The sequence below is a fragment of the Sphingobium yanoikuyae genome (genome assembly GCF_034424525.1).
Classification (GTDB): Bacteria; Pseudomonadota; Alphaproteobacteria; order Sphingomonadales; family Sphingomonadaceae; genus Sphingobium; species Sphingobium yanoikuyae.
The window spans coordinates 3572783-3585550 of sequence record NZ_CP139979.1 but is presented as its reverse complement, the minus strand read 5'-3'; the positions used below and the strand labels follow the sequence as shown (position 1 = coordinate 3585550).

10 protein-coding genes are annotated in these 12768 nt (G+C 66.6%); 5 read left to right on the top strand and 5 right to left on the bottom strand.

Translation table 11 applies throughout. The features are described from left to right. Positions 1-35 precede the first annotated feature (35 nt). From pdxR to U0025_RS16390, 5 genes are read right to left on the bottom strand one after another with little or no spacing between them, the layout of a single operon-like run. Positions 36-1508 (bottom strand): MocR-like pyridoxine biosynthesis transcription factor PdxR, encoded by a 1473-nt coding sequence (gene pdxR / locus U0025_RS16410; protein WP_004208515.1) that lies wholly within the window; start codon positions 1506-1508, stop codon positions 36-38. An 11-nt stretch (positions 1509-1519) separates the two neighbouring features. Further along, positions 1520-2392 (bottom strand): ROK family protein, encoded by an 873-nt coding sequence (locus U0025_RS16405; protein ID WP_004208514.1) that lies wholly within the window; start codon positions 2390-2392, stop codon positions 1520-1522. A gap of 4 nt (positions 2393-2396) precedes the next feature. Continuing rightward, complete coding sequence (locus U0025_RS16400; RefSeq protein WP_004208513.1) at positions 2397-3521, bottom strand: dipeptidase; 1125 nt, start codon at positions 3519-3521, stop codon at positions 2397-2399. Beyond that, complete coding sequence (locus U0025_RS16395; RefSeq protein ID WP_004208512.1) at positions 3518-4882, bottom strand: amidohydrolase family protein; 1365 nt, start codon at positions 4880-4882, stop codon at positions 3518-3520. The genes U0025_RS16400 and U0025_RS16395 overlap by 4 nt, the downstream gene beginning before the upstream one ends. A 9-nt stretch (positions 4883-4891) precedes the next feature. Next, positions 4892-7054 (bottom strand): penicillin acylase family protein, encoded by a 2163-nt coding sequence (locus U0025_RS16390; RefSeq protein ID WP_004208511.1) that lies wholly within the window; start codon positions 7052-7054, stop codon positions 4892-4894. Between the two features lie 66 nt (positions 7055-7120). Here U0025_RS16390 and U0025_RS16385 point away from each other — a divergent pair, with 66 nt between their 5' ends. The 5 genes from U0025_RS16385 to U0025_RS16365 all read left to right on the top strand — a co-directional run bounded on the left by U0025_RS16385 (position 7121) and on the right by U0025_RS16365 (position 12761). Beyond that, entirely contained in the window at positions 7121-8398 is a 1278-nt protein-coding gene (locus tag U0025_RS16385; protein ID WP_004208510.1) for a metal-dependent hydrolase family protein, read from the top strand. Further along, the gene (locus U0025_RS16380) at positions 8395-9720 is read left to right on the top strand and encodes a peptide MFS transporter (RefSeq protein ID WP_004208509.1); all 1326 of its coding nucleotides are present in this window, start codon (positions 8395-8397) and stop codon (positions 9718-9720) included. Before U0025_RS16385 ends, U0025_RS16380 begins: the two co-directional genes overlap by 4 nt. A 96-nt stretch (positions 9721-9816) precedes the next feature. Next, positions 9817-12009 (top strand): zinc metalloprotease, encoded by a 2193-nt coding sequence (locus U0025_RS16375; protein ID WP_139278737.1) that lies wholly within the window; start codon positions 9817-9819, stop codon positions 12007-12009. Between the two features lie 61 nt (positions 12010-12070). After that, positions 12071-12385, top strand: coding sequence for a hypothetical protein (locus tag U0025_RS16370; protein WP_004208507.1), 315 nt, complete (start codon positions 12071-12073; stop codon positions 12383-12385). Positions 12386-12491: 106 nt separating this feature from the next. Then, positions 12492-12761 (top strand): hypothetical protein, encoded by a 270-nt coding sequence (locus U0025_RS16365; RefSeq protein WP_004208506.1) that lies wholly within the window; start codon positions 12492-12494, stop codon positions 12759-12761. Positions 12762-12768 lie beyond the last annotated feature (7 nt).

Sequence of the window (12768 nt, the reverse complement as noted above, 5' to 3'; positions counted from 1 at the left end):
TCCAATTCAGGAAAGTGAAGGGGTCCAAGTAAGGATCAGGGTTCGGCGCAGCGGCGCAACGCCTGCAACACCTCTTTCGCCTCCTCCTCGGTCAGGCTGGCAAAGCCGATGCGCAGCCCCCGCTCGGTCCCTTCCTCGGCCGCATAGCTGTGCGAGGAGGCGAAGCTGAGGCCGATCTCGGGTGCCCGCGCTTCCAGCCGGTCCAACGCGGCCATGTCCTTGAACTGCAACCAGAAGGCGAGGCCGCCATCGGGCAGGCGATAATCGATCAACCTGTCCATTTCGCTGTCAAGATTGCGCGCGAAGGCATCGCGCCGCCGGGCGTAGATCTGCGCCGTCTTGCGCACATGGCGGCGCACCTCGCCGCTCTCCAGCAGTTCGGCGGCGGCCTCCTCCGTCACGGTATTGCCCATGCCGTCGATCAGCGAGATCTGATAGGCCAGCGCGTCGACGACCTTGGGCGCGGCAGCGATATAGCCGATGCGCAGCGCCGGCACGAGCAGCTTGGACATCGACCCGGCATAGATCACCCGCGCCGGCGCGTAGCTCGCCATCGGCAGCAGCGGCTGCGCGCCGAAGTGGAACTCATGGTCATAATCATCCTCGATGATCGCGAAGGCGAATTGCCGCGCCAGTTCCAGCAGGCGCAGCCGCCTTTCGGGCCGCATCGACACGGTGGTCGGGAACTGGTGGTGCGGCGTCACGAAGATGGCGCGGACGCGATGCTTGCGACAGGCCCGCTCGACATCGGCGACATCGACCCCGTCTTCGTCCAGCCCGACCGTGACGATCTTGGCCCCACAGGCGCGGAAGGCGGCGACCGCCGGCTCATAGGTCAGCCGTTCGACCAGCACCGCGTCGCCCGGCCGGATCAGGATGCGCGCGGTCAGGAACACGCCCATCTGGCTGCCGCGGGTGATGCAGATATTTTCCGCGCCGACCATCAGCCCGCGCTGGCGCCGCAACATGCTGGCAATTTCCTGCCGCAGCCGTGGCGACCCGCGCGGGTCGCGATAGTGAAGCGCATTGGCGCGCGAGGCCCCCTCCGCCGCCTTGCGATAGGCGCGGGCCAGCAGGTCGGCGGGGAAGAGGCGCCCGTCGGCGACGCCCTCGTCCAGCTTGCGCCATTTGCCCGCCGGGATGGCGATCAGCCGGTCGGGCGCGGCAAGGAAGGGATATTCGGTTTCGTCCGGCTGGCGCGTGTCGGGGGCGATCGGCGGGGCAGGGGCATCGTCGCTGCTGGGCAGGGAGGTCGACACGATCGTGCCGCGCGTGCCTGCGCTCACCAGCCAGCCCTGCGCGATCAGTTCCTCATAGGCGGTGACGATGGTCTTGCGATTGACCTCCAGCGCGGCGGCCAGCTCCCGGCTGCTTGGCAGGAATTCGCCGGGCAACAGCCGGCCGCGCTCGATCTCGTGGATCAGCCCATGGGCGATCTGCATGTAGCGCGGGCTGTCCGGCGCGATCCGCACCCGTTCCTTGAGCGGCAGGGTCCAGGGGCGCAGCATCCGTGTGGCGATCAGCGCTGCGATGCCGCCAGGGCCATGTCGGCAAGGGCGATCGTCCCGAGCGGCCCGGCGCGGTCGCCCAGTGCCGGGTGGGCGACATAGTCGTCCATCGATGCGATCGTCGCGGCCGCGCCATAGGCCGCCAGGCTGGCGGTCAGTCGATCGCGGATCAACGGCATCAACTGGGGCTGGCCCATGGCGACGCCGCCGCCGATCAGGATACGCTGGGGCAGGCTGGTCAGCGCCAGATTATGGCACATCGCCGCCAGTGCATGGGCGACGAACGACCATTGCGGATCATCAGCGGACACATCGCGTCCGCGCTGGCCGGTCCGCGCCTCGATCGCGGGACCATTGGCCAGTCCCTCCAGACAATCGCCGTGGAAGGGGCAATTGCCTGCAAAATCGTCTCCGGCGGTGCGCGGCACGCGCATATGCCCGGCCTCGCTATGGCCCAGTCCGCGCACGGGCATGCCGGACACGATGCTGCCCACGCCGATGCCGGTGCCGACCGTGACATAGGCCCAGCTGGTCAACCCCTGCGCCGCGCCCCAGCGACCTTCGGCCAGCGCCGCACCATTGACGTCGGTATCGACCATGAAGGGGCGTCCGGCCGCGAGGTGGGTGATGTCCGTTCCGCTCCAGCCCGGCTTGGGCGTGCTGACGATCGAGCCGAAACTGGCCGACGCCGGATCAAGATCAAGCGGTCCGAAGCTGCCAAGGCCCAGCGCGGCGAAATCCCATCCGGCCAATGTCCCGGCCACCGCCGACAGGGTTTCGGTGGGCGTGGTGGTCGGAATTTCCACCTGCGCCCGGATATCGTCCGGTCCGGTGCCCAGGACGCAGATGCACTTGGTGCCGCCCAGTTCTACGCCTGCCAGCATCGGTTCATGCTCCCCAGATGGTTTGCGCATAGGCAAGGAAATTGCCGCCCAATATCTTCTCGATCCGGGCCGTCGAATAGCCCTTGGCGCGCAGCAGCCCAATGAGCTTGCGGAACTGGTCCGGGCCGCGCAGGTCGACGACGAAGGGATAGGTGTCGGGCCGTTCGCCTTTGGCGCTGATGCCGGCGGCCTGACGTGCGGCGATTTCCTTCGCCAGCACCGCCTCATAGGCCTTGAGATCGTCGATCTGCGTCACCGTGCCGTCGGTGCCGATACCGACATGATCCTCGCCGCACAGCTTCACCGCATGGTCGATATGGGCGACGACATGCTCGGCGCGGGCATGGCCGGACATATCGAGGAAAGGCATGAAATAGATGCCGATGAAGCCGCCTCGATCGGCGACCAGCTTCAATTCCGCGTCGGTCTTGTTGCGGGGCAGGTTGGTGACGGCGCGGCAGCCGGTATGATTGATCGAGATCGGCTGTTTCGAGATGCGCGCCGCCTCCAGGCAGGTCTGTTCGCCGCTGTGCGACAGGTCGACCATCACCCTCTGCGCATTGCAACGCGCCACCACCTCGCGCCCGAACGGGGTCAGGCCGCGATTGCCCGGTGCCATCGATCCGTCGCCCAACTGGTTGGCGGGATTGTAGGTCAGCTGGAAGATGCGCACGCCCAGATTGGCGAAAATGTCGACCCGGCTGGCATCCTGCCCCATCATCGCGCCATTCTGGAATCCGTAGATCAGGCCCACTTTCCCCTCCGCCTTGGCGCGACGGATATCGGCGGCGGTCAGAATCTTCATCAGGTCGCGGCTGTTGGCGCGGACCTGCGCATCGGTCTCGGCGACTTCGCGCACGCTCTGCTCGAACGGGTCCGCCGACCCGGAGACATAGCCGATGGTGATGTTGACCGCGGTCAGGCCCGAGGCATGGGCTTCGGCCAGAACGCGCGGGCTGAACTGCGGAACGAGGGAATCGGCCGGCTGGTTGGGATCGCCCAGGCCGCCCAGCGCATTGATGACGATCATGTCCTTGATCGGATCGGCGTCCACGCCCGCCGCGCGGGCACTGCCGGCGGCCAGCATCGCGGCCGATACGCCCATGAAATTGCGCCGATCCAGCTTCATTCGTCGTCCCCCATCTCTTGCTTGGTCACCGGCACATAGGCGGTGCGGGCATAGGCTTTGCCGCGCTTCACCACCGTCTCGATCGTCTGGATATTGGCGATGTCGGCGACCGGGTCGCTTTTCAGCACCACGAAATTGGCAAGCTTGCCCGGTTCGATCGAGCCCATTTCCTTGCCCTGACCCGCCGCCTGCGCGCCGACCAGCGTGGCGGACCGGATCACCTCGACCGGCGGCATGCCGACATTGCGGGCGAGGAAGAGCAGTTCCTCATGAACCGCAGGCCACGGGTTCTCGACCTCGCCGACGAAATCGGTGCCGGTGGAGATGGGAACGCCCATCTTCCACGCCTGACGGGTCAGGCGGATGGTGAGGTCGCCGGTGCAGCGCAGCGGCTTCGCCTTGGGATCGGCCTTGCGCCTGGCCTCATATTTCACGAACAGCGCGCCGGTCGCGTCGAGGATCGTGCCCTGTTTCAGCATCGCGCGGAACAGGTCGGCCATCACCGGATCATCATCGCCCGGCGCCAGCAGATTTTCATGCACCGGCGTCCGGTCCTCATAAGCCGCCAGCATCACCGGCTCGCGCTGATAGGCGAGATAGCAGACATGGCTGATCACGTCCGGGCCGGCGGCGATCACGTCGGCCGGGCGGGTGGGGAAGACCGAACTATGCGCCCAGACCAGCATATGCTGGCGATGGGCGGCGGCGGTCACGGCTTTCACCTGACGCGGAGTGAGGTCGGCATAGACCTTGATCGCGCTGGCCGATGTGCCACGGGCGAGGGTGATGGCTTCCTTTAGGTCGGTCCTGTCGTCGATCGCCTGCATCCAGGGCGCGGTGCCCGGCGTCACCCCCTGGCTGGCGGCGGCAACGCGCGGATCGGCGAAGAAGGGCCGGCCGGCCATGATCGCGGCATAGTAGATGTCGGGCGCAGGGATCTCCGCCATGCGCGCCTCGCGCGCCAGTTCGCCGACCGATCGCAGATCGTCGGCCATGTCGCGCACTGCCGTCACCCCGCCATAGAGATTGCGGCGCAGCATCGCCTTGGCCTGGGTGGCGTTGGGCGGGGTCGCCATATGGACATGGCTGTCGATCAGGCCGGGGATGACATAGCGGCCGGCCAGATCGACCTGCTTGGCGCCGGCGACATCGGCGGCGGGCAGGCTGCCATGCGGCGCCAATGCGGCGATCCGCTCGCCGCGCACCAGCATGTCCTGATTGCCGCGCGGCGCCGCGCCGGTGCCGTCGATGATGGTCGCGCTGCTATAGAGCACCACTTCCTCGGCCGGCTTGGGCGGCTGGGCGAAGGTGGCGAAGGGCAGGGCGCAGGCGATCAGGGCAGCAAGGCGGGCGCTTCTCATCATCTATCCTTATTCGCCGGGCCGATAGGTGCGCACGGCATGGGCCTTGATGTCTTCGGGGTAGAAATAGACCGGGCGCAGATCGCCCTTGGCATAGAGGTCGACCTGATCGGCGAAATGGGGCGAGTGGGGATCGCCGCTCTCGCCGCCGGCGCTGACCGCGCGGGCGACGACCTTCGGCCCGAACTCGACCGCCGCGACGAAGCTGTTGCCCTTGGTGCCATAATAGCGCTTCGTGCCCGGATAGCGCGCCGCACCGAAGGCGGCGAGCGATCCCCATTGCGACGAGGCGAAGGGAATGGGGGTGCTGGGCTTGGCATCGTCGAACGTCTGGACGATCGCGCCGTCATTGCGCTGATAGCGGTTGATCTCGCCCCAGGGCACGGCGATGCTGCCGAAATCGGCGGTCAGCCGCTCGACCGCCTCGCGCAGCGCCGCCAGCTTCTGCGCGTCGGTCGCGCGGGTCGCCATATAGTCGATGGTGGACAGGTCCGCTTCCTTGGCGGCCGGAGCCACCGCCTTCCACAGCGCCTCGCCCCAGAAGACCGCGAGCGAGGTCTGGGTCGAGGTCAGGCTCCATTTATAGTCCCAGCCGCGCAGGCTCTGCACCGCATCGGCCAGCGCCGGATCGGGCGCCCTGTCCTGCGCCGCGATCAGGCCGGGGATCAGCCGGGCAAAGCCGGTCAGATAGGGATCATAGGCCGCGCCGATCAGGCTATCGAGGGTGAAATGCTCATTGGCCGACAGCACGATCTGGGCATGGGGGCCGCGCGGATTCTCACCGGCCTGATCCATGTAGCGAGGGAAGGCCGCGCGCTGTGGGCTATCCGCGCCGGCGGCCGTCCAGGGCCAGTTATTGGTGTTCATCGCCCAGCCGCCCTTCGGGTTCACCGCCTGGGGCAGGCTGGACAGGTCATGCAAACCGCGCCAGTCGGTCGCCGGGTCGCTGCCGTCCACCGGCTTCGTATAGTCGAAGCGATCGTCGCGGATCGGCACGAATTGCGGGTGGAGATAGGCGATCTCGCCCTTGTCGTCGGCCAGCAGCGTGTTGTTGCTGCTGTTCGCCTTATTCTCCGCGACCTTGAGGAAGCTCGCATAATCGCTGGTCTTGGTGCGCAGATAGCTTTGCTCCAGCGCCGGCACCGGCTTGTTCATCAGCGCGAAGGCGATCCACTTGTCGCCCTCGGTCCGCACGATCGGGCCATGATGGGTGGAGTAGCCGGTGAAGGCGCGCTGGGCGAGCTTGCCGTCTTCGGTGCGGTAGGAAATGGCGATGGTCTTTTCGGTGACCGGGCGCAATTCCTTGCCATAGCGGTAGAAGAGGCGATCGCCCTGCGGCACGATCGTTTCGGCAAACTCATCGACATTGTCGATGCCGCTCGATGTGTGCATCCAGCCGATATGACGGTTGAAGCCCTGATAGATGAAGAACTGGCCCCAGGTGACCGCGCCATAAGCGTCCAGCCCCTCGTCGCTGCTCATCTGCAGTTCGGACCGGAAGAAGAAGCTGGTGTGCGGATTGATCATCAGCAGGGCATGGCCGCCTTCCGTCCGCGACGGCGCGATGGCAAAGCCGTTCGATCCCTGCGGCTCGCGATAGGCGAGGCCCTGTTCCAGCATGGTGAGCGCCACCGGTTTCTTCTCGTAAAAGGCCTGGAGCTGGGTCAGCGGCACCCGCTCGATATCGCCGCCGATGCTGCCTTCGGTGAAGCTCAGTGCCATCCACGGCTCGAACCGGGTGATGACGCGCGGCTTCACCATCGGATGGGTGGAGAGATAATAATTCAGGCCATCGGCCCAGGCCTGCATCAGCTTCTTGAGCCAGGCCGGGCTGCGGGCATAGTCGGCCTGCAACCGGGCAGGATCGATGAACAGGCGCTGGCGCAGATCCTGCCAGATCGCCTTTTCGCCCTCGGCTTCGGCGAGGCGGCCCAAGTTGACCAGATAATTGGTCTCGATCCGGTTGAAGTCGTCTTCGGCCTGGGCATAGACCATGCCGAACACGGCATCGGCATCGGTCGCGCCATGGACATGGGCGATGCCCCACTGATCGCGGGTGATGGTGACCTTGGCCGGCGAGAGCGCGGTCGGCGATTGGGCAAGGGCAGGGCAGGCGGCAAGAGCGACCAATGCCCCCGCAAGGGAGGTGGCGCGCGGCAGGAATTTCGTCATAGAGAGGGGGAGTAATGAAGGGGGCGGGGCGGCGCAAGCAGCCTCCCGTCAAGGGGGATGATATCGATGCACAGGCTTTTGATCCTGCTGGCCTTTCTGTTCGTCGCGCCGATGCCGGCCGTGGCACAGGAGGCCGCGCCGGCGCTCTATCTGCTGCGCCCCGATGCGGTGTTCGACGGCGCGGCGTCGCATCGCGGATGGGCGGTGCTGGTGCGCGGCAACCGGATCGAGGCGGCAGGACCGGGCATCGCGGTGCCGTCTGGGGCAAGGGTGATCGACCTGCCCGGCAAGACCCTGCTTCCCGGCCTGATCGAGGGCCATTCGCACCTGTTCCTGCACCCCTATAACGAGACGAGCTGGGACGATCAGGTGCTGCACGAGCCGCTGGCGCTGCGCACCGCGCGGGCCACGGTGTCGGCGCGGGCGACGCTGATGGCGGGCTTCACCACCGTGCGCGATCTGGGCACCGAAGGGGCGGGCTATGCCGACGTCGGCCTCAAGCAGGCGATCGAGCAGGGGATCATCGCCGGGCCACGCATGCTGGTGGCGACCCGCGCGCTGGTGGCACCGGGCGCCTATGGCCCGCGCGGGTTCGAGCCGGGCGTCGTCGTGCCGCTGGGCGCGGAGGAAGCCGGCGGCCCCGATCTGGTGACGGCGGTGCGGCGACAGATCGCGGCCGGCGCCGATGTCGTGAAACTTTATGCCGATTATCGCTGGGGCAAGGGCGAGCCGAGCCGGCCGACCTTCACCCAGGCGGAAATGGCAGCGGCAGTGGAGACTGCGCACAGCGCCGGGCGGAAGGTTGCGGCCCATGCGGCCACCGACGAGGGGATGCGCCGGGCGATCCTGGCCGGGGTCGACACGATCGAGCATGGCTATGAGGGCAGCGCATCGACCTTCGCGCTGATGAAGGCGCACAATGTCGGCTATTGCCCGACCCTAGCGGCGTCCGATGCCACCGCGCGCTATCGTGGCTGGACCGGGGCGGAACCGGCGCCGGCGGCGGTGACGCAGGCGCGCCAGGCGCTGGATCGCGCGCGGGCGGCGGGCGTCGCCATCTGCCTGGGCGGCGATGTCGGCGTGTTTGCCCATGGCGACAATGCCCGCGAGGCGGAGTTGATGGCGGCCGCCGGCATGGCGTCCCGCGACGTGCTGATTGCGGCGACCAGCGGCAATGCGACACTGTTCGGCATCGCCGACCGGCTGGGCGCGGTGAAGCCGGGCCTGCTCGCCGATCTGGTCGCGGTCGAGGGCGATCCGACCCGCAGCATCGGCGCGCTGCGCCAGGTCGGCTTCGTGATGAAGGACGGCGTCATCTACAAGGGGCCGGGCGCGCAGCCATGAACCAGGGCGATCGCGCTTTCCTGGGCCATCCGCGGGGCCTGGCCTATCTGCTGTTCACCGAAGCCTGGGAGCGTTTCTCCTATTATGGCATGCAGTCGCTGTTGGCCCTCTATCTGGTCAAGCATCTGCTGCAGCCGGGACAGGCCGACGGCCTGCTCTTCTTCGATGCCTTTCGCCAGCTTTATGGCGGGCTGGACGGCCAGCCGCTCGCCTCCGCCATTGTCGGCACCTATTTCGCTAGCGTCTATGTGACGCCGATTCTGGGTGGGCTGGTCGCGGACCGGTTGCTGGGCCGGCATCGCACGGTGCTGCTGGGCGCATTGACGATGATGGCGGGGCATTTTCTGATGGCGGTCGAGGTCGCCTTCCTGCCGGCGCTGGCCTTGCTGGTGCTGGGCAGTGGCCTGTTCAAGGGCAATCTCGCCAGCCAGATCGGCGCGCTCTATGGTCGTGACGATCCGCGTCGCGACGGCGCGTTCCAGCTTTATTATCTGGGCATCAATATCGGCCTGATCGCCGCGCCGCTGGTGATCGGCACGCTGGCGGAAACGCGCGGCTGGCATGTCGGCTTTGCCGTCGCCGGCGTCGGCATGGCGATTGCCACGATCATCTACCTTGCCGGACGCAGGCATCTGCCGGTTGATGAGCGCGGACCACGATCGGAGGGGCGCATGCGCATGACCGGGCAGGATTTGCGCGGCCTGCTGGGCATCATCCTGCTGATCCCGCTGCTGGCGGTGGCGCTGCTACCCAACAATCAGATATTCAACGCCTATCTGATCTGGGGCGACGCGCATCTGGAACTGACGTTGGGCGGGCTGCGCGTGCCGACGAGCTGGCTCATCACCCTCGATGCGGGGCTGGGCCTGACGATCCTTGCCGGCCTGCCTTTCGTCTATCGCCGCTATGCGCGCCATCGGCCCGAGCCCGGCGATCTTGCCAAGCTGACGATTGGGTCGCTCTTTGCGACCGGGGGCATGCTCTGCCTGGCACTGGGATCGGCGCTGGCGGGGGCGGACGGCAGGACGGGGCTGGGCTGGGCGATCGCCTTCCATCTGCTGAATGGCATCGGTTTTGCCCATATATTGCCGGTCAGCCTGGCGCTGTTCACCCGCGCCGCGCCGCCGCGCCAGGCCGGGCTGGCGATCGGCCTTTATTATCTCGTCTTCTTCCTGGGCAATATCCTGGTCGGCTGGGTGGGAGGCTTCTACGCCGGCATGCCGGCCACCGCCTTCTGGCTGCTGCATGCCGGGATTGCGGCGGGATGTGGTGCGATTTTCCTGATATTGACGCTACGGAAAGCGATTTTCCGGTCGGATTGACGCTTTTTTCACGTTCGACCGACGCCTGGCCTCACACTGGCCATGCCATTCCCGATCCTGCGAGCGCGGGCATCCGACGCGCGCCGACAGGAGGGAATGATGACTGCCGATTTCGATCCCGCCGATTTTGACGGCGACAGCGCGCTCGATACCGACATGGCCGGTTTCGACATCGACCCCAAGCTGCGGCCGGTGCGGCACCTGCCGCTGCTGGTGCAGGCCAGCGGCCGCTACAATTTCGTGCGCTCGCCGCGCTTCCCGATGCCGCGCGCGCTGCCCGGTGCGGTCGATCGCTTCGACGACGATATCAATGCGCTGACGCTCTACACGCGCGAGGAATTGCGGCTGGACGTCGATGGCCGCTATCCGCAGATGACGGTCAGCGGCACGCGCGCCGGCCCGCTGGGGCCGTTGGTCAGCTGGGTTGCGGCGCTGACCCGGACCGGGGCCAATCATTATAGCGGCCAGATCTGGTTCAAGGATGGCCAGGTCGGCGCCATCCCCCATACCCAGATCAGCCTCAAGGTGACGAAGAGCCTGCTGGCCGCCCAGCGCAAGGTGGAGGCGACCTTCAGCGGCGGCGGCGCAGCGAGCTTCGTGCGCACCTATCAGTTCAGCTCTGCAAGCTTCCGTCCGGCCGAGTTCGAATATGACACGGTGGCCGGTGCGACCCGCGTGACGGAGATCGGCACGCACGATCATCCCAATCATCCCGCGACCATGGCCAGCGAGACGCTGAGCCTCGACACCGTCTATCGGCGGGCGGGATTCAACGTCAGCGATGTGCCCGGCAATGGCGCCATCCCGCTCGGTGCGGCCGGCGCCGACCAGCGCTGGACCGACCAGGAAATGCATGATGCGATGCAGATCTACTGGTCGCGCTTTGCCGACAAGCCGCAATGGTCGCTGTGGGTGCTGTTCGCTTCGCTCCATGTGCAGGGCAGCAGCCTGGGCGGCATCATGTTCGATGATATCGGGTCGAACCATCGCCAGGGGACGGCGATCTTCACCGATGCTTTCATCGCTCATCCGCCGGCGGGCGATGCCGATCCCGACGCCTGGGTGCGGCGGATGCGCTTCTGGACCGCCGCGCATGAGGTCGGCCACGCCTTCAACCTGGCGCATAGCTGGCAGAAGTCGCTGGGCACGCCCTGGATTCCGCTGGCCGACGATCCCGAAGCGCGCAGCTTCATGAACTATCCCTATGCGGTGGCGGGCGGCCAGGCGGCCTTCTTTGCCGATTTCGACTTCCGCTTTTCCGATCCCGAACTGCTGTTCATGCGCCATGGCCCCGAACGCTTCGTGCAGATGGGCAATGCCGACTGGTTCGACCAGCATGGCTTCTCGCAGGTGGCGTTGGACCCCAATGAGGAGTTCGGCCTGACCCTGTCGGTCAACGCCCGCGACAATCGCCTGCCCTATCTGTTGCCGCCGGTGGTCGAGATGGCACTGGTCAACCGCAGTGGCCGGCCCAAGCTGGCATCGGCGGCGCGCCTGTCGGAACGGGCGGGCCTGACCCTGATCATCAGCAAGGATGGCCGGCCCGCGCGCCAATGGTCGCCCTATTCGCGCCATTGCGGCGAGAGCCTGGAAATCATCCTGGGTCAGGGTGAGGCGCTCTATGACAGCGTGCTGGTCGGCGCCGGCCGCAATGGCTGGGACATGGCCGAACCGGGCCGTTACACCATCCAGGCGATGCTGGTCGTCGACGGCCGGGCCGTCATCTCCAACCCGCTGGAGGTGAAGGTGGAGCCGCCCGAAAACCGCGAGGAAGAGCGGCTGGCGCAGGATATCTTCACCCCGGAAGTCGGCCAGGTGCTGGCCGTCAACGGTACGCGCGGGGTTGGGTCGGCGGTCGATGCGCTGCGGGCGGCCACGCGGATGCGCCAGCATCCGCTCGCACGCCAGGCGGCGATCGCGCTCGCCGGTCCGCTGGCCGACGAATATAAGCTGCTGCAGGTGGATGAGCGGGCACGGCCCGGCGAAACCCCTGCTGCGGCCGCCCGCCGCATCGAGGTCTATGACGCCGATCTCAAGGAAGCACGCCACCTGCTGGCGATCGCGACCGAGGGCAGCGCCGATGCCGCCGTCAATGCCGTCGGCCATGCCCGGTTCCTGCGCGAGGCGGGCAAGCTTGCCCGCGCGCTGGATGGCGGGGTTGCCCCGGCGCTGCGCCAGACGGGGCTGGGCTTCGACGCGGTGCGCGCGGGCGATGTCATCGGTGGCTTCAACCTCGGCCAGGACATGCAGCGCATGCTGGCCCTCAAGGCGAACGGCCTCAGTATCTGATCCATGCAGGCGTATCGCCTGTCATGGCGGTGCGCCCCATCATTCCGAAAGGGGACCAACAATGTCGGAATTTCGCAAAATCACCATCGCACTTGAACAGGGATTCAAGGATGACAGCGTCCGTATCTCGATCGGCGATCGGCTGGTGCATTGGCTCGACCATGTGAAGACCCGCGCCAAGATCGGCGTCGCCCACACGCTGGAGCTGAGCCTGCCGGCCGGCAATGATCCGGTGCAGGTGGAATTGCCGAGCAAGGATGTGCGCATCTCGATCGAACCGGGGATGGGGGAGGCATGCTATTGGGGCGTGTCGGTCAGCCCAAACGGCAAGGCCATGTATGTGAAGCGCTCAGTCGAGCCCTTCGCTTATGTCTGATATGCTCCGTGCGACGTTGATAGGGTTTTCCCTTATTGTCCTCGCCCTGCTTGTCATTACGGTCCCGCAACCTACTTTGGATCCATCACGAACTGTGGGGGTATATATGGCTGAATCCTACGACACCGACGCCAATTATGTCATCAAGCTGACCGACCCGGCCGACCCGGCCAAGGTCGTTGGCTATGCCTTTGTCGAGCAGGTCCATTATCTGGCCGCCGATGATGACAGCGATGATGCCAAGGCGGCGATCGCCGGCGTGGCCGGCCTGTTCACCGATGGCCCGGTTCTGGACGCGGTCGCCCTGCCGGGGCAGCAGCGCGCCACCCGCGCCTATTTTGCCGAGATCGGGTCCGGCAAGGCCGACTTCGCCTGAGGCCGAT

Bases quoted from the DNA above. Each gene is read 5' to 3' on its own strand.
- U0025_RS16375 (WP_139278737.1), top strand. From the start codon at position 9,817: ATGATGACTGCCGATTTCGATCCCGCCGATTTTGACGGCGACAGCGCG.
- U0025_RS16365 (WP_004208506.1), top strand. From the start codon at position 12,492: ATGGCTGAATCCTACGACACCGACGCCAATTATGTCATCAAGCTGACC.
- pdxR (WP_004208515.1), bottom strand. From the start codon at position 1,508: ATGCTGCGCCCCTGGACCCTGCCGCTCAAGGAACGGGTGCGGATCGCG.
- U0025_RS16370 (WP_004208507.1), top strand. From the start codon at position 12,071: ATGTCGGAATTTCGCAAAATCACCATCGCACTTGAACAGGGATTCAAG.
- U0025_RS16400 (WP_004208513.1), bottom strand. From the start codon at position 3,521: ATGAAGCTGGATCGGCGCAATTTCATGGGCGTATCGGCCGCGATGCTG.
- U0025_RS16405 (WP_004208514.1), bottom strand. From the start codon at position 2,392: ATGCTGGCAGGCGTAGAACTGGGCGGCACCAAGTGCATCTGCGTCCTG.
- U0025_RS16395 (WP_004208512.1), bottom strand. From the start codon at position 4,882: ATGAGAAGCGCCCGCCTTGCTGCCCTGATCGCCTGCGCCCTGCCCTTC.
- U0025_RS16380 (WP_004208509.1), top strand. From the start codon at position 8,395: ATGAACCAGGGCGATCGCGCTTTCCTGGGCCATCCGCGGGGCCTGGCC.
- U0025_RS16390 (WP_004208511.1), bottom strand. From the start codon at position 7,054: ATGACGAAATTCCTGCCGCGCGCCACCTCCCTTGCGGGGGCATTGGTC.
- U0025_RS16385 (WP_004208510.1), top strand. From the start codon at position 7,121: ATGCACAGGCTTTTGATCCTGCTGGCCTTTCTGTTCGTCGCGCCGATG.